Origin of the sequence: Corynebacterium lizhenjunii, from assembly GCF_011038655.2 — a bacterium.
GTDB classification, from domain to species: Bacteria; Actinomycetota; Actinomycetes; order Mycobacteriales; family Mycobacteriaceae; genus Corynebacterium; species Corynebacterium lizhenjunii.
The window spans coordinates 1,711,364-1,727,964 of the sequence record NZ_CP064954.1; the positions used below are offsets into that span (position 1 = coordinate 1,711,364).

16 protein-coding genes and 1 pseudogene are annotated in these 16,601 nt (G+C 61.0%); 5 read left to right on the forward strand and 12 right to left on the reverse strand.

What is annotated here, in order from left to right:
• Positions 1-33 precede the first annotated feature (33 nt).
• The 5 genes from ftsL to G7Y31_RS08075 form a co-directional block, all read right to left on the reverse strand.
• Positions 34-873, reverse strand: a complete 840-nt coding sequence (gene ftsL / locus G7Y31_RS08055) for a cell division protein FtsL (RefSeq protein ID WP_165010211.1) — start codon at positions 871-873, stop codon at positions 34-36.
• Positions 874-944: 71 nt separating this feature from the next.
• Positions 945-1,988 (reverse strand): 16S rRNA (cytosine(1402)-N(4))-methyltransferase RsmH, encoded by a 1,044-nt coding sequence (gene rsmH, locus G7Y31_RS08060; protein WP_165010213.1) that lies wholly within the window; start codon positions 1,986-1,988, stop codon positions 945-947.
• A 200-nt stretch (positions 1,989-2,188) separates the two neighbouring features.
• Positions 2,189-2,623, reverse strand: coding sequence for a division/cell wall cluster transcriptional repressor MraZ (mraZ, locus tag G7Y31_RS08065; protein WP_165010215.1), 435 nt, complete (start codon positions 2,621-2,623; stop codon positions 2,189-2,191).
• 596 nt (positions 2,624-3,219) lie between these two features.
• Positions 3,220-3,615: a DUF3040 domain-containing protein gene (locus tag G7Y31_RS08070; protein ID WP_165010217.1), complete on the reverse strand. Its 396-nt coding sequence runs from the start codon at positions 3,613-3,615 to the stop codon at positions 3,220-3,222.
• Positions 3,616-3,774: 159 nt separating this feature from the next.
• Positions 3,775-4,209 (reverse strand): SAV_6107 family HEPN domain-containing protein, encoded by a 435-nt coding sequence (locus tag G7Y31_RS08075; protein WP_165010219.1) that lies wholly within the window; start codon positions 4,207-4,209, stop codon positions 3,775-3,777.
• 217 nt (positions 4,210-4,426) lie between these two features.
• On the opposite strand from G7Y31_RS08075, the gene G7Y31_RS08080 reads away from it, so the two are divergent.
• The 3 genes from G7Y31_RS08080 (at position 4,427) to G7Y31_RS08090 (ending at position 7,844) form a co-directional block, all read left to right on the forward strand.
• Positions 4,427-5,011: a GNAT family N-acetyltransferase gene (locus G7Y31_RS08080; protein ID WP_165010221.1), complete on the forward strand. Its 585-nt coding sequence runs from the start codon at positions 4,427-4,429 to the stop codon at positions 5,009-5,011.
• A 70-nt stretch (positions 5,012-5,081) separates the two neighbouring features.
• The gene (locus tag G7Y31_RS08085) at positions 5,082-6,248 is read left to right on the forward strand and encodes a polyprenyl synthetase family protein (protein WP_425321638.1); all 1,167 of its coding nucleotides are present in this window, start codon (positions 5,082-5,084) and stop codon (positions 6,246-6,248) included.
• Positions 6,249-6,260: 12 nt separating this feature from the next.
• Positions 6,261-7,844 carry an alpha-(1->6)-mannopyranosyltransferase A gene (locus tag G7Y31_RS08090; protein ID WP_165010224.1) on the forward strand — a complete coding sequence of 528 codons (1,584 nt, stop codon included), beginning with the start codon at positions 6,261-6,263 and terminating at the stop codon, positions 7,842-7,844.
• On the opposite strand, the pseudogene G7Y31_RS08095 reads toward G7Y31_RS08090, so the two are convergent.
• Positions 7,841-8,035: pseudogene (locus G7Y31_RS08095) on the reverse strand (Rv2175c family DNA-binding protein); the annotation flags it as partial. The gene G7Y31_RS08090 and the pseudogene G7Y31_RS08095 overlap by 4 nt on opposite strands.
• Positions 8,036-8,163: 128 nt before the next feature.
• Here G7Y31_RS08095 and G7Y31_RS08100 point away from each other — a divergent pair.
• On the forward strand, positions 8,164-9,690 hold the full coding sequence (locus G7Y31_RS08100; RefSeq protein ID WP_425321658.1) for an IS1634 family transposase: 1,527 nt from the start codon (positions 8,164-8,166) through the stop codon (positions 9,688-9,690).
• Positions 9,691-9,751: 61 nt separating this feature from the next.
• Here the strand turns inward: G7Y31_RS08100 and G7Y31_RS08105 are convergent, their stop codons facing one another.
• Positions 9,752-10,144: an Rv2175c family DNA-binding protein gene (locus G7Y31_RS08105; protein WP_165010356.1), complete on the reverse strand. Its 393-nt coding sequence runs from the start codon at positions 10,142-10,144 to the stop codon at positions 9,752-9,754.
• A gap of 44 nt (positions 10,145-10,188) precedes the next feature.
• On the opposite strand from G7Y31_RS08105, the gene G7Y31_RS08110 reads away from it, so the two are divergent.
• Positions 10,189-11,574, forward strand: a complete 1,386-nt coding sequence (locus G7Y31_RS08110; RefSeq protein ID WP_165010247.1) for a protein kinase domain-containing protein — start codon at positions 10,189-10,191, stop codon at positions 11,572-11,574.
• A gap of 31 nt (positions 11,575-11,605) precedes the next feature.
• Here the strand turns inward: G7Y31_RS08110 and G7Y31_RS08115 are convergent, their stop codons facing one another.
• The 5 genes from G7Y31_RS08115 to G7Y31_RS08135 form a co-directional block, all read right to left on the reverse strand.
• Complete coding sequence (locus G7Y31_RS08115; RefSeq protein ID WP_165010249.1) at positions 11,606-13,003, reverse strand: class II 3-deoxy-7-phosphoheptulonate synthase; 1,398 nt, start codon at positions 13,001-13,003, stop codon at positions 11,606-11,608.
• Positions 13,004-13,048: 45 nt separating this feature from the next.
• Positions 13,049-13,558: a polyadenylate-specific 3'-exoribonuclease AS gene (locus G7Y31_RS08120; RefSeq protein ID WP_165010251.1), complete on the reverse strand. Its 510-nt coding sequence runs from the start codon at positions 13,556-13,558 to the stop codon at positions 13,049-13,051.
• Positions 13,559-13,608: 50 nt separating this feature from the next.
• The gene (locus G7Y31_RS08125) at positions 13,609-14,346 is read right to left on the reverse strand and encodes a lysophospholipid acyltransferase family protein (RefSeq protein WP_165010253.1); all 738 of its coding nucleotides are present in this window, start codon (positions 14,344-14,346) and stop codon (positions 13,609-13,611) included.
• Between the two features lie 50 nt (positions 14,347-14,396).
• The gene (locus G7Y31_RS08130; RefSeq protein WP_165010255.1) at positions 14,397-15,326 is read right to left on the reverse strand and encodes an ROK family protein; all 930 of its coding nucleotides are present in this window, start codon (positions 15,324-15,326) and stop codon (positions 14,397-14,399) included.
• A gap of 82 nt (positions 15,327-15,408) precedes the next feature.
• Entirely contained in the window at positions 15,409-16,527 is a 1,119-nt protein-coding gene (locus G7Y31_RS08135) for a glycosyltransferase family 4 protein (RefSeq protein ID WP_165010257.1), read from the reverse strand.
• Positions 16,528-16,601: the final 74 nt, after the last annotated feature.

Below are 16,601 nucleotides of genomic sequence, written 5' to 3' on the forward strand. Positions count from 1 at the left end.
GGTTGGCACCTCTGCTGGTTCACACCTAGTTGGTTACCGGTCGGTGCGCGCAGCGTAGGGCATCTGACCGCGTCTTGCGGGATCGGGCCGGGCAATGCCTTGTTCACCCTGTGGCACCGCGTTGAGGTTGCCGGAAACATCCGCGACCTCCTTCGGATCGCTAGAGGCTTGGCCAGGACGAACCGGGGCACCATTGACATCGATAATAGATTCAGTTTCTGCGGTTGCCGGGCGGCGCTCGGCAATGTCGCCATTTTCTTGAACTTCTACAATGCCCGCCTGCACCGGCACCCCCATGGAGGCCTCGGCGGCGCGGCGTGCGACATCGGCAGAAGAGCGGACGTTTTCCAAGTCGCGGTGAAGGGTCTCTAACTGATTAGTCAGCATTGTTTCCTGCACCGACAGCTCCTGGATGTGAAAAGCCTGTTGGGTAGCCTGGCCGGAGAACCACATGGAACCACACACTCCAGCTATGAGCAGGCCCACGCCATAGGAGGCCAGCCTAAAGCGCTGCGATACCTGCCGCGCACTGCTGACGCGACGGCCGCGCTCGCTGACTACCTGGCGCGAACCCAGGCGTTGTGCCCGCTGGCCGCGCTGCGGAGTGCCCGTGTGGGAAGTTCGCCGTGGCGGCAGTCCTCGGCCCGGCGCCGAGGGCTCTTCGTAGCCGCGCTCCCGCAAGACGTCGACCTTGCTTGCGGCATAGCTCCCGGTACGGGAGATGGTCGCGGGTCGCGGTGTCGCCGAGCGCATATGCTCCGCTGGGCGCGCACCCGCAAAGGACACAGCGCGCGGCCGCTCAGCTAGGGCGGTGGTCAGCGAGTGGCCGTCGCCAAACTCGTTGCCAGAGGTGTAGTCCCTGCTTGCACCCATGCTCTGTTCCTTTCGTCCTGTTCGTCCTGCCTGTTGCCACCGGGCGCCACCGCGCCCACCACCAGGGGAGCTCATCGCGCTGCCTCCCGTGGGGCGTGAAACTCTACTTGCCCGTGCAAGCGCTCCACCGCACGCACCCTTACCGATGCCGCCCGGGGATTGTCTGCTACCTCCTCCGCGCTAGCCTTCTCTGCCCCGCGGGTGATCACCTTAAATGCGGCCGCCGTGCCGGGGAGGTCCATGGGCAAACCAGCCGGAGTGGTCGATGTCGACAGCTGCTTGAAAGCAGCCTTGACTATGCGGTCCTCAAGGGACTGATAGCTCATAAACACCGCCCGACCCCCGGGTGCTAGGGCGTCCGTTATCACCGGTAGCACCTGCTCTATAGCCTCTAGCTCCCGGTTGACCTCCACGCGCAATGCCTGGAACGTCCGCTTAGCAGGGTGTCCCCCGCTGCGACGTGTTGCTGCTGGGATCGTGGCATAGAGCAGCTCCACCAAACGGGCAGAGGACTCAAACGGTTCCACTTCCCTGGCTTTGAGAATTGCCGAGGCAATCTTGCCAGCAAAACGCTCATCTCCGTATTGCTTCAGGATGCGCGCCAGTTCCCCATGCGAGTAGGTGTTAAGGATGTCTGCTGCCGTCAGCGTCTGACTGGGATCCATTCGCATGTCCAGGGGAGCATCTGTCCGGTAGGCAAAGCCGCGCTCAAGCTGGTCCAACTGCATAGAAGACACACCCAGGTCAAACAGAGCCCCGGCCACGCCGTGCGTGCGCGCAAGCTCGAAGATGTCGCCCTCGCCGGTCGCGATAGCCGCGCCAACCTCGTCAAAGCGGCGCCCCACGGCCACAAAGCGCGGCGCCCAAGGGGTCAACCGCTGGCTCGCCTGCTCCAAGGAGCGCGAGTCCCGGTCCACACCAATAACCTTGGCCTTTGGGAAGGTGCGCAGGAAGTACTCCGTGTGCCCACCCGCACCCAGGGTGCCATCGACAATGACAGCATTCTCTCCCGCAGCCTCCACAGCAGGGGCTAGCAGCTGGGCCATGCGCTCACGCATAACCGGCACGTGACCGTGATTCGCCGCTACATCAAACGCGGTGTCCTCGTGTGTCATGTGCACCCCCTTTTGGGTAGAGCTCTGCGGATTCTGACCTCCCATACCAGCCCTTAGCTCAGCTAAGCCCAAGTCTGGGACAAATAAAGTGCGTATAGGGCCCTGTCCGAGGCAGGTTTCTGATATCGGGGAAGTACACCAGAGCATCCACCTCGGGCAGAGTCCATACACGCACTCGCGCTATAGAGTTTTAAAGCCACTTACAGCAGGCCAGCCAATACATCATCAGCATTGCCAGCCGAGTACGCGTCTTCAGTCTCAGCCTGGTACTCAGCCCACCGGGCTGCGTCCCAGATTTCCAAGAAGTCCACCGAACCGATGACAACACACTCCTTGCTCAGACCCGCATATTCGCGGTGCCCTGCAGACAAGGTGATGCGCCCATGACTATCGGGCCGCTGCTCGTCCGCACTCGCTGCGAGGTTACGGATAAACGCACGTGCCTCCGGGTTGGTGCGTGATACTGCCGCAGCCTTGCGGGCTCGCGCCGCGAACTCCTCCCGCGGATATACCGCCAAAGAGTGGTCCTGGCCCTTAGTCACCATCAACCCGCCAGCTAGTTCCTCACGGAACTTGGCTGGAAGAGTCAAACGTCCTTTGTCATCAAGCTTGGGAGTGTAGGTTCCCAGAAACATCCCGGGCCCACCTTCCTGACAGCTTGAGTTCGCCGGTCTCTTGTCAGCCGAGAAACAGAGGGGCACATACTCCCCTATCTCTCCACTGCGCCCCACTCTACCCCACTTCCACCCACTAAATACAGTCACGCGCCCGAAATTTTTCTCACCAGACCCAGAAACCCAAGGTCATGGTCATATTTTTTCGTGGGAGACCCTCCCATTCACACTCCATTTACCCCCACCATGACACCGTTAACACCAACCCCTTCAATCCCTCTAAGACCCACCAGCACGTCCCATACAGCCCGCACCACGCCACCGCGCCCCAATCACCTCCACTGCGACACCCTTTTGGCCCCACAGTGGGGCAAAGTGGGGAATCGGGTCCCGGGTGGGGCAAAGTGGGACCCGTCTCCCGCACCCCGCCACCCCAGAACTACCCGGGTCGCCACCTCAACACCCCAGGGCCATTCCGCCGCCCGGACCCGAAAACAAGTAATGGCCACCCGCACTGCGGATGACCATTAACTAAACAACCTTTACTGGGCACCAACCGTCGCTGCCTGAGCCGACCCACCCTGGTAAGGCCAAAGCCCCTTAACGACAATTGAGACTTAGTTACCCTCAAAGCGACGCCGGAAACTATCTTCCAAGTTGGAATTCGCCTTGGACTCTGACCGCGGCGCCCGCTGGCGCTTCGGTGCCGAGCCGGTGGCGGACACTGCCCCACCACCACGCAGCATCCATACCCCGGCACCGAACATCAGCAAGAAGCCCGCAATCGATAGCGTGACAAACCACAGCGACTGCTGTGCCAAGGCCACACCGCCAAGGAGAAGAAGAATACCGACCACCACCAAGGCCACGCCGCGCAAGTTCACTTGCGCGGCACCCGGGCCGGTGCCGGAGCCATGCCCCTGAGCCACGGCCGAGCCAAATTGCGGATCCTCAGCCAGCAGGGACTGCTCAATCTCTCGAAGAGCGCGCATTTCTTGCTCTGACAGTGACACGGGGCAACCTCCAGCGGTTAATGCTCCCCACCGAGACAATCAGGGGAACTGTAGACATTGTTCTAATTCTAATAACGCCCACTGTAGTCTTTTAGTTCCCGACTGAGCCTATATTAAGGCAACACTGTTGGACACAACACCCCCGCAGCGGACGAGCATTTAGGCCGCCCCGGCAAATTCAAGAGTATCTGTACCATCAACGCGTGCCAGGAAATCTCCGGCCAAAGCGATAAGCTCCAGTACAAGCTGGGCTTCTACGCAGTCATCCAAGCCACTCATCACTCGGGAGCGCGTAGTGCCATAAGCCCGGAAACGTTGCGCCCAGCCCTTCGCTTCGGCACCCACTAACGCCAGACGGTCCCACGCAGAGCTAGGCAGACGCTTGCGTTTAGCCACGGGGCTATCAGCCACCCAGGCACCCGCGGTTCGCAGCCCTGCCTGGTAGGCAAACTCTAGAGCCTGCGGCCAATCGCCTGCCGCAGCCTCCCGCCGCGCCTGAAACAACAAACCATGGGCTTGCGAGAGGAAGCGCTGCCGCTTAACAACCTGACCACGACCCATAAACTGTGCATTTGCGGAAATTACCTGTGCCATAATCTGGCTCCTTTCTGCCCTGGATGCTCCAGAAATAACGTTGTTCTTTACTAGTGATGTGAACTCTACTGCCCACCATGGACACTAAAGTCCAGTTTAGTCTATGTGTTCTATTTTCGCAATGGTTCCCGCAGAACACACGCCCCAGCACCGCACACAGTCCACCCCACATAAACCCGCGATGAATACCGCGGGGCCGTCCGCTAAACTCAGGCCCATGCACCTGCGCCACCTGCATCCCGCCGAGTTCAGCACTTGGGCCCCCACATTGGTCGAGATCTACATAGACGCCATGGGCTACGACCCGACAGTGAGCCCGCAACGGGTACGCACCTGGCGCCGCGACAGCACGGAGGTCGGCTTTCACGCCGTCGCAGCAGAAGATGAGTACGGCGTCCACGGTATTGCTTATGGTTTTCTCGGCGGCTCGCACACGTGGTGGGACCAACAGCTTCGTCGGGGCATTCGCCAACGCAATCGACAGCCCGGCCAGGCGGTTGGGGAGCTAAAACCTGAGGATCTAGAGCTGGTACGCAACTATTTTGAAATCGCCGAAATCCATGTGCACCCACGGTGCCAAGGCCGGGGTATCGGCACGCTTTTGCTGCGGGAGCTGGTCCATCTGGCGCCGGCACGCTTTGCCCTGCTCTCCACCCCGGAGGTCCCAGACGAAGATAATGGCGCTTTCCGGCTCTACCGCGCGCATGGTTTCTCTGACGTGCTGCGTAACTTCGCCTACCCCGGCGATGAGCGCCGGTTTGCGGTCCTGGCCGCGCAGCTGCCTTTGCGCCCTCCCGCCTGACCGTCTGTCCGACTGCTCCCCACAGAGGCCTAGGCGATTATGTCCAGGCAGGGCTGTATTCTTAATCCTTGTGAAGAACTCTGAGGCCTCTTTCCCCACCACGCCCTCCGCGCCGTCTGCCGCTGCAGCCCAGAAGGCACCCGAGCTTGCCGATGCCCTCCCCACCTTCGCCCAACTTCCCAGCGCCGTGCGTTCCCAGTTAGAGCTATTCATGCAGGCCCGGCGCGCGGACATCGCTGCGATTGGCGCCCCGGTTAGCGACGCGGTCGGCTACCTGGAGTCATTCGTGCTGGGAGGAGGCAAGCGGATTCGCCCGCTGTATGCCTGGGCTGGGTTTCTAGGCGGCGGGGGCCTCGAGCGGGGTGAGGAAGACCCCGCCGCGATGTTGCGTGCGGCCAGTTCGCTGGAGTTTATCCAGGCGTGTGCGCTCATCCATGACGATATTGCGGATGCCTCGGATACCCGCCGGGGTTTTCCCACGGTGCACCGGGCGCTGGAGTCACAGCATCGGGAGCAGCAGTGGTCTGGGGATGCCGCGCATTATGGCCAGTCCGCTGCGGTTCTGGTTGGCGACTTGGCGTTGGTGTGGGCAGAGGACATGTTCCAGGATTCAGGTTTGAGTGCCGCTGCCCATGCCCGGGCGCGTGCACCGTGGCGCGGGATGCGCACAGAGGTCATTGGTGGCCAATTGCTCGACATCAATCTGGAGGCTACTGCCTGCGAGTCGGTCGAGTTGGCTGATAGTGTCAATCGTTTCAAGACTGCTGCCTATACCATTGAGCGCCCGCTGCATATTGGCGCCGCTATTGCCGGTGCGACCAATAAGCTCATTGCGGCTTTCCGCGGCTACGGCCGCGACATCGGCATTGCCTACCAGCTGCGCGATGACGAGCTGGGAGTTTTTGGTGACCCGTCCGTTACTGGGAAGCCCGCCGGCGATGATCTGCGTGAGGGCAAGCGCACCGTGCTGTTGTCGCTAGCGCTCCAGCGTGCCGATGCCCAAGACCCCGCCGCCGCCGCCACCCTTCGCCGACTAGTGGGAGCCACCGATGACCCGGCGGACATCGCCCGCATGGCTACCATCATCGCCGACTCGGGTGCCCGTGAAGACCTCGAAGCGCGCATCGAGGCCCTCCGTAATTCCGGGCTACAGCACTTGCGCTCAGCGCAGGTTTCCGCAGAAGTCCTTGACATGCTCGAGTCGCTAGCCCTGACCTCTACCGCCCGCAAGGCTTAACCCCGTTTGGCCATGAGTATCACTTCCACCCGCTCCACAGCCCGCTCCACAGCCCACAGCGCAGCATCCAAGCTGCCTTCCTGGTTCTTTAACCCCCTGATCGTTGGCACGCTTGCCTCCGTGGTGCTTTTCTGCGCGTCTTTTGGTGGCGGGGCCACCCGCAACCGCGGCGGCACGCTGGAAGCCTTGGGATTGTCCTTTATTTCCTTTGGCCACGGCCGCAATGTGTCCATGTGGCTGTATTGGGTGGGAATCTTTGGCCTGGTGTGGGCCTGGGTACTGGCGGGACGCACGCTTGCCCTACCTGCATGGCGCGCAAAGGCCCGCACGGCAAACAGTGAGCAAACGGGGGCATCGGCAAGCTCTGCACACGCCTTTGCGCAGATGCGAAGGGCCTTGGTGTGGTGGCTTGTCCCGCTGCTGGGGGCAGCTCCCCTGGCCTCCCGGGACGTCTACTCCTACCTGATGCAAGGCGCCATGCTGCGCGATGGCTTCGACCCCTACACCCAGGGCGCAGCCGCGAATCCCGGGCCGTTTTTGCTAGAAGTTTCCCATGATTGGCGCAACACCACCACCCCTTATGGTCCACTGCATCTGTGGACTGGGGAGCTGATTACCAGACTGGTCGGCGATAATGTGGCGCTGGGAATTCTCGCATACAAGATGGTCTCAGTCCTAGGCTTTGCCGCGATTGCCTACGGCGTGGTGCTCATTGCGCGCTCGTTGGGAACCTCACCGACCTTCGCCCTATGGCTGGGCGTGGCTAACCCGGTCATGATCATCCACATGGTGGGCGGAATGCATAACGAGTCCGTCATGGTGGGGCTGGTGTCTCTGGGCCTAGCTTTGGTGCTGCGACGACAGGCGGTGCTGGGCATCGGCCTGATTGCTCTGGCGACATCGCTAAAGGTCACAGCGTTTTTGGCCATGCCGTTTGTGTTGTGGATTATCTGCCATCACTACAGTCCGCGCCCGCAATCTTCCTGGGTGCGACGCAGTGGTGTTTTCCTAGGTGGTGGGCTGCTAATCCTCGCGGAAACCATTGCCGTTATCGCGGCGGTGACCTGGGCCTCCGGGTCGTCTTGGGGCTGGCTATCTGAGATTACCGGCAACTCCAAGGTCATCAACCCCCTGGCCGGGCCCACGCTGCTCAGCGACGTACTCACTCCCCTGCTGCAGCTCTTTAGCACCGACATCACCTATAACGCGGTGCTCTCCGTTACCCGCACCGTGTCCATGGCCATCATGCTGCTGGGACTGGTAGCGGTGTGGTGCGTATCCTTCCGCTCCATCCGGACCGCGCTCTACGGGGCTGCGGGGGCCTACCAGGTGGCATTTGTGTTTAACTCGGTGACCTTGCCGTGGTACTACGCCTCCGTGCTTTCCCTGGTAGGCGCGGCCCAGCCACCGCTGTGGGTGCTCAAGATTGCCACCGGAGCGTCCATCGTGGTTGCAACAGGCTTTTCCGGCGACGGCAACCATCAGTTCTACACCTGGTGGTGGATACTCACCGCCGTGGCCGTGGCCTGGTGGGCTACCCAGTGGACTTATGCTGAGGCTACCGAGTCCACGGAGGCTACCCAAATCAGAATTTAGAAAGCCGCCGCCTGGGCGCGGCGAATAACTTCACGGGCGAGGTGGCCGTGGAGGGCGTCGATGGGGCGGCCAGGCAGGGAGTCGTCTTCGCTAAACAGGTAGGCGAAGATCTCGGCGTCGCTGTAGCCGCCGTCGGAAAGCACCGTGATGCACCCGGAGACGTACTTGGACACGGCGTCCTTGTCGTTAAACCTGACTTGGCTCATCAGGGTGTGATTAAATTAACCCTTGACACGTAGGCCTGCAGTTTTGGTCTTGCGGGGTCGGGTTTTTCCGCACTAAGGGGGTAGGGGGCGGGGTTGGTTGTAATGTGATTTTTGTGAGCCCGTATATTCGTACCGTTACCACCGCCTCAGGTGCTACTGCTGTGCAGGTGGTGTTAGAAGAACGTGCAGGTAAAAAGGCGATGAAGCATATCGGCTCTGCCCACGATGACTATGAGCTAGCGTTGTTGAAAGCTGAAGCTCAACGCGTGATTGATGGGGATCAACTCTGCCTCGATTTAGGGCTTGACGATAGGAATGCGCCTGCAGGTAGTGGGTCGAAAGACAATCCGTTACCGGTGAGTTCCCAAAAGGCTGGTGTCCTTTTAGAGTGCATTGACTCGTGCTACCAGCGGCTTGGATTTGATGTTGCCACTGGTGGCGACCAGGTTTTTGCCAATCTAGTTCGCGCGCGGATTATTCAGCCAGGTTCCAAGCTGGATTCGATTGAGACTTTGGCCGAAGTTGGCGTGGTAAGTGCCACTTATGCCACAATCAAACGGCATTTAGCCAGCTACGCTACAGAGTCATTTCGTGAGATTTTGTCTCAAGCCTTAGCTCGCCATGCTGGTATCGGTGCAGGAAGCTTCGTCTTATACGACGTGACCACGCTGTATTTCGAAACTGATACTCCAGATGACCTGCGTAAATCCGGCTTTTCGAAAGAACGCCGAGTCGAACCTCAAATCCTGGTAGGCCTGCTAACCGATGCCACGGGCTTCCCACTACATATCGGGGCCTATGAAGGCAACAAAGCCGAAACGCACACGTTGTTACCGATGATCCGGGCTTTTCAGTCTGCGTACAATCTCGACCGCGTCACGATTGTTGCTGATGCGGGCATGTTTTCAGCCGAGAACAAGACAGCTATCGTTGAGGCGGGGCTAGATTACATCCTTTCTACCAAAGTCCCCTCCCTGCCTGAGGTGATCACCCAGTGGAAACAGGAACATCCTGGCCAGGACTACACTCACGGGCAAATATGGTCCCAGCCTTCCTACACAGATCGACGCCATGCCACAACAGGCAAGCCGGATTCTGTTACTCACTTTCACTACTCCTACGATCGGGCTCGACGAACAGTGCGCGGCATCGACGAGCAGCTAGCCAAGGCTGCCCGAGCAGTAGAAGGCAAAGTAGCGATCAAACGTAATCGATACATAGATCTCAAAGCCCCAAATAAAAAGGTCAACTACGAACTGGCCACCAAACATAGGGCCTTAGCTGGGATTAAAGGCTACGAAACGACGCTCACATCGATGCCCGCACCCGAGGTGCTCCGCGCCTACAGACATCTGCTCAACATTGAAAAATCGTTCCGAATGTCAAAGTCCGATCTCAAAGCCCGCCCGATCTACGCGCGAACCGAAGACTCTATAAACGCCCACCTCAACATCGTCATGGCCGCTCTAGCAATCAGTCAGATGATGGAAACGGCCACAGGCAAAAGCATCAAACGCCTGGTACGAACCCTGAAAAAATACCGAACCTTCGAACTCAAACTCAACGGCACCACCATCCACGCCGCCACACCACTGCCCCCTGACGTCCAACAACTCCTCAACGCCATCACCCAAGCCTGACTTCCGCACTAAAATGAGCCAAGTCGGGTACCGAGTCCACGGAGGCTACCCAAATCAGAATTTAGAAAGCCGCCGCCTGGGCGCGGCGAATAACTTCACGGGCGAGGTGGCCGTGGAGGGCGTCGATGGGGCGGCCAGGCAGGGAGTCGTCTTCGCTAAACAGGTAGGCGAAGATCTCGGCGTCGCTGTAGCCGCCGTCGGAAAGCACCGTGATGCACCCGGAGACGTACTTGGACACGGCGTCCTTGTCGTTAAAAAACGCCGCCGGCACCTGGCGGATGCCCGCAGCATTACGCCAGGCCAGAATCTTACGGGCATGCAACAAGTCATGCACGCGGGTTACAGCAATGCCCAGCTTGGCTGCCACGTCCGGCAGGGTCAGCATCTCCTCGTTGGCCAGGAGTTCATTCACATCAGGAGTGTATGGAGCTTGGTTCGTCACAGACACCACCATAGACGGTGTGGCTAGCTGCGGGTGCATCAGCCATACTAGATGCCATGACTTCTTTGGCCGTGGGCGATATTATCGATAACCGCTACCGCATTGATAGACCAGTGGCGCGCGGCGGCATGTCAACGGTGTACCGCTGCGTGGACTTGCGCCTGGGGCGCGCCGTGGCCGCCAAGGTCCTCCATGATCACTTAAGCGCTGACCCGGTCTTTGTGCAACGCTTCCGCCGCGAGGCCCGCGCGATGGCCCAGCTAAGCCACCCCCACCTGGTGGGCATCCAGGATTTTAGCGCGGATGCGCAGCCAATGTTCCTCATCATGGACCTCATCACCGGCGGCACCTTGCGCGAGTTGCTGGCAGAACGCGGCCCCATGCCCCCGCACGCCACCGCCGCAGTTTTGCGGCAGGTCCTCACTGGATTGGAGGCCGTCCACGCCCGCGGGCTTATCCACCGCGACATCAAGCCGGACAATATCCTTATCGATGGGGACCACTCCATCAAGCTCGGCGATTTTGGTCTGGTGCGCGCTACCGCCAGCGGAGACACCACCACCAGCAATACCATCGTGGGCACCGTGTCCTACCTGGCTCCGGAGCAAGTCACCGGGGAGGAGCTCACCCCGGCAACGGATGTCTACTCCCTCGGCGTGGTCGCCTTTGAGCTGCTCACCGGAACGGTCCCCTTCCGGGGCGATACCCCGCTCAATCATGCTCTGGCGCGGCTCAGCGAGGATGTTCCGGCGCCGTCGTCGCGTATTGCCGGTGTGCCGCCGCTGTTCGATGAGCTCGTGGCCAATGCTTGTGCCCGGGACCCGCAGGCTCGGTTTGCCGATGCCGCCGAGTTCCACGCCGCCGTTGCCGACGTCGCCGCTGAGCTGGACTTGCCCGAGTTCCTGGTGCCCGTCCCCCGCGATTCTGCCGCTGGGCGCACCGCAGCGCAGCCCACGGACTTCAGCGGCCTCCGGGCTGATGACTTCGCTGCGACGTCGGTGCTCAGCACCGACTCGTCGGCACAAACGCTGGTTTCTCCCCCGGCTGAAACGCGCCCGACTGAGCCACGCCCACCTGAGCCAAGACCAGAGACTGCGCTATTGCCGCCCTATGAGCCTGCCGTAGAGACGCCTATAGCGCCCGCACAGTCCCCCCGTGAGTACTCCCCAGCGCAGGCGGGCTATAGCCCAGCAGCGGGGCCCAGTCCGTCGCTCAACCCACCGCACAGTCCAGAGCACATCCCCGAACTCCGCCCGGCATCAAATCCGGTAGCGGCACATTCCGCGCAGGAAGAGCCGCTGCCGAAGGTGCTAAGCAACCGCTCGCCACTACTGCTCATCGCGTGGATCCTCGCGGTCACAGCGCTGTGCACGGCATTGGCGGTCGGCGGCTGGTGGTTTGGCTCCGGCAATTATGAGATGTTGCCGCAGCTGTGGCGTTAGCGCCTAGCGCTTCTCGTTGCGCAGCATCCGCCTAGCGCTTCTGGTTGCGCAGCATCTCTGCAACCAGGAAGGCCAACTCCAGGGACTGCTGCGTGTTCAGGCGCGGATCCACTGCGGACTCGTAGCGGCCAGGCAGGTCCAGCTCGGAGATGTCCTCAGCGCCACCCAGGCACTCAGTAACGTCCTCACCAGTGAACTCCAGGTGAATGCCACCAGGGTGGGTACCCAATTCACGGTGCACCTCGAAGAAGCCCTGGACCTCATCAATGATCTTGTCAAAGTGGCGGGTCTTGTAGCCATTAGAGGCAGTAAAAGTATTGCCGTGCATCGGGTCAGACTGCCAGACCACCTTGTGTCCGGAGTCTTCGACTGCCTTGACAACCGGCGGCAGTACCGTGCGGATCTTGTCGTGGCCCATGCGCACGATCATGGTCAACCGGCCCGGCTCCCGATCTGGGTCGAGCTTTTCTGCATACTCCACGGCCTGCTCCGGGGTGACACCCGGGCCCAGCTTGATGCCTACCGGGTTGCCAATCAGCGCAGCAAAGTTGACATGGAAGTCTTCCAGGCCACGGGTGCGCTCCCCGATCCACAGCTGGTGAGCCGAAAGGTCATAGAGCTTGGTTGCCCCATTGGCATCCTTACCCAAGCGCAGCATGGAGCGCTCGTAGTCACGCAGCAAGGCCTCATGGGAGCAGTAAATTTCCGCAGAGCGCAGCGTGTGATCATCAACGCCGCAGGCGTTCATAAAGTGCAGGCCGGACTCAATTTCCTCTGCCAGCTGCTCATAGCGGGCACCCGCAGACGAGTTTGCCACGAACTCACGGTTCCACTCGTGTAGGCGGTACAAGTCCGCCGTGCCGGAAGAGGTCAGTGCACGGATCAGGTTCATGGCCGCAGAGGAGTTTGCATAGGCGCGAATCATGCGGGCCGGGTCATGCTTGCGGGCTTCCTCATTAGGCTCGACGCCGTTGACAATGTCCCCGCGGTAGCTCAGCAGGCCTTGTCCGTCGTAATCCGAGGAACGCGGCTTCGCATACTGGCCCGCAATACGGCCCAGCTTAACCACGGGGGTCGATGCCCCATAGGTCAGCACGACTGCCATTTGCAGCAGCGTTTTGATGTTGCCCCGAATGTGCGGTTCCGTGTTGGATTCAAAAGACTCCGCACAATCGCCGCCCTGCAGCAAGAAGGCCTTACCCAAAGCGACATCAGCTAGTTGCTTTTTAAGCTTTTCTACTTCCGGGGCCACGACAATTGGCGGTACGGACTCCAAAATCTTGCGGACGTTATCCGCCACGTCCTGGTCCCAGCTGGGCTGTTGCTTCGCATCACGCGCGATGACGTCCTGGAAGTGCTCTTCGATTCCCTCTGGCAAGGGCGGCAGGTCCGGCAGGGCGTCCTTAGGAATATCTACTGTCCAACTCACCCTGCCATTATGACATACCCAAATGCGCCCTATACCTATTGGGAACTAGATAAGTATTTCATTGCGGCTTCCCAGGGGTAATGCCTGCTCACAGGCACGAAACTTGGCCAGGTTGTGGCGTGCATCCACCAGGGCGTCGTGGTTTCCCGGTGGCACTGGGGGCAAGACGGGTCGGCCAGCGAACTCCCAATACTGTTTCAGCTCCCGGGTATAGCGCGGCATCTCCCGCGGCAATTGGGGCATGTCTCCCCACAGCTGCGCTACCACCACGTGGTCGTAGGCCCCTACCCACGCCCACAACTCAATGGGACCAGAATCCTGCCGGAGGAACTCCCACAACTCCTTGCGGATGCTTTCGCGCGAGCGCCAGGCCGGGTCCCCCGGGCTGGGAAGTTGGTTTAAGACATTCTCCCGCACCCACGCACCAGCCCGGGAGCTATCAAAGTCCGTGGACACCGCATAAAACTCACGGCCGTCTTCCGCCACGACGCCGATGGAGACTAACTCTATGGTCTCCCCATCTTCAATAAATTCGGTGTCATAAAAGTAGCGCACGGTTTCCTAGCTTACTTAGCTTGCCGATGCCCCTTCCTACTCACCCATGCCTAAGCCCGGGGTTGTGCACCCTGCGGGTAGCCCTGTCCTGCCGCCAAGGATGCCTTGACATCAGAGGCGTAGACATCAACGTAGTCACGGCGAGCCAGGGTGGCCAGGGTGCGCATGAGGGCATCAGTAAACTCGCGGGCCGTAGCGTGGTCCTGTGGGTCCAAGCCGCGCTGGCGAGCCCACTCATGCGGGTCAATGGGCTTAGCAATGCGCATCCCCACCCGCCGTGGGCGCAGAATCCAGGAACCAATCGGGTTGGCCTCCCGGGTACCCACCATCGCCACCGGAATCACCGGGTGGCCCGTAGCCATAGCCACCCGCGCCATACCCACCCGGCCCTTATACACGCGACCGTCGGGCGAACGCGTGCCCTCGGGGTAGATGCCAAAAAGATTGCCCTCATCCAAAATACGCTGGGCGGTGGCCAACATATCGGCCGCTGCGGACTCAGACGTGCGCGCCACCGGCTTTTGGCCTACCGCAGTAAAAAACCACGCCTGGGCGCGGCCCACCGGGCCGGGAGTGACAAAATACTCCTCCTTAGCCAAGAAGGTGATTTGGCGCGGGCACAGCAGTGGCAGGAAGAAAGAATCCATCACTGCCTGGTGATTAGAGGCCACGATAGCCGCGCCCTGCTCCGGGATGTTGTCCATCCCCTCTGACCATGGGCGGTTCCACACCCGCAGTAGTGGACCGAAGAAGATGTACTTAAAAGCCCAGTACCATTTGTTTCGCATGACGTTGCCATCTCCTCACGGTGAACTCCCCGCCAGGTGCGGCAGGCTGCTTAATGTAGCGCCAGGTGCGCCACGCCGATCATACCCGCCGCAGAGCCCAGCTCCGCGCAAGCCACACGCGCCACCGGGCGGTGTCCGGCGCCCACCACGTTGCTTTCTAAGACCTCGCGGGCGCCATCGAGGAATAAGTCGGCATCCGCAGCCACGCCGCCACCCAGCACAATCAGCTCCGGGTCAATAATATCCGCCACCATGGAGAGACCCTGGCCCAGCCACTGCGCGAAGTCCGCCATGACGGCCAGGGCCAAAGGGTCACCGCTGCGCGCAGCCTGGGTGATGGCCTCGCCGGCGGCATCGGCAGGCAAAGCACTCGGATATTGGCCGCGTAGCTGACGGCAGGTGTCTTCCAACGCCGTGCCAGAAGCGTAACGCTCCAGGCAGCCGCGCTTTCCGCACGAACAGGCCCGCCCCTGCGGGACCACCACCAGGTGGCCAAACTCCGGAGCTGTACCAAACGCACCCCGGTAGATCTCCCCATGGGCAAAAATGGTGGCGCCAATACCGGTGCCCACCGCAAAAAACACCCAGTCCTGGGTGCCACGGCCGGCCCCGAAACGCCACTCACCCCACGCCGCCGCATTCGCGTCGTGTTCCAACGTCACGTCCAGGCCCAGGCGCTCAGACAAGATGGCCTGCACAGGAGCATCACGCCAAGGCAAGTGCGGCGCAAAGCGCACAGTGGTGCACTCCGGGTCCAAAAATCCCGCTACCGCTAGGCCCACAGCGGAAATCTCATGACGTTGCCGCAGCTGCTGGACCATTCCCACAATGGCATCTTCCAACTCCGCAGCGGTAGCCGGGGTGGGCACCGCCAGCGAGTCTATAATCTCCCCCTCCTGCGTGACTACCCCAGCCCGCAGATTGGTGCCCCCAATGTCAAAGCCAACTGAACGCACCGGGCGGGCGGAGAAACTGTGCATGAGGTATAAGGATATACGCCGTAGATTTCACTCGCACATCTTGCGCCATCAACGCTCGTGCGCTGCGGTGGGCCTGCCGTGTTTACGCCAAAATATCACGCAGACGCTGCCCCATAATCCCCCACGTCCACTGCTGCTCCACATGCGCGCGCCCGGCCGCACCCATGCGTTGGCGTAGCTGCGGGTCACGCAGGAGCATATCCAGTGCTGCCAAGAGCTGACGCTCGTCGGTTCCGCTAACTACCACTCCGGTCTCCGGGGTCACCGTCTCCGGCGCACCTCCTGAATCGCCTGCCACCACCGCAACGCCGGCCGCCTGCGCTTCTAGGTAGACGATGCCCAAGCCTTCCACATCCAAACCCCCGCCGCGGGTGCGCGCGGGCATGGCGAAGACGTCCGCTGCGGTCAGAGCCCTGTGGAGTTCGGCAGAGCCAGCCGCCTCGTAGAACACGGTGCCCGGGAAATACCTTTGCGCCAATTGCTCCAGGGTGGTCCGGTACCTCCCGCGGCCCACTAGTAGCAGCTGTACTCCAGGGTGGCGCTGAGTAAGCTCCGGCATGACACGCAACAGCTGGTCTTGGCCCTTGCGAGGGACAAAACGGGAAATGCACACCACCACCGGACGCGCGGGGTCCAGCCCAAAATACTCCCGTGCCGCGGCCACATCCCCGCCCGGCCGAAACTGCTCTAGGCTCACCCCGCTAGGCAGGTGCGCCCAGCGCGGTCCAGACCCAAAGGCGCCGCGTAGACGGCCCAGGGTGTAGTACGAGATATAGGTCAGGACATCCACATGCTTGCCGATACCCCTTAGCACCTGCCGCGCACCCGGCAGCATGGCCCACCCGACCTCATGTCCATGCGTAGACGCGACAATCTTGCGCGCCCCTGCCTTACGTGCGGCGGGGGCTAATAAGGCCAAAGGCGCCGCAGCCCCGAACCACACCACATCGATGTTATGGCGCGTAATTGCCTCGCACATTGCCCGCCGGGTACCTGGAGTGGGCAACAACACCCGCTGCGGAAGGCGGATGACGGTATAGGGCACGGAGGCATCGTAAAGCTGTGCAGCTTGCGCGTCTTGCGTTGAGCACAGCACCACCACCTGCGACGGGTCCAAGGTGTCCACGAAGTCCCGCAAATAAGACTGGATGCCGCCAATGGTGGGCGGGAAGTCATTAGTCACTAGCAATACGCGCGGCATATCCACCACTCTACTGAGTCTCCCGTTTGCCGGTGCCTAGGGTGGCAAAAACGCCAAAAGCCCGGCCTTCAGCA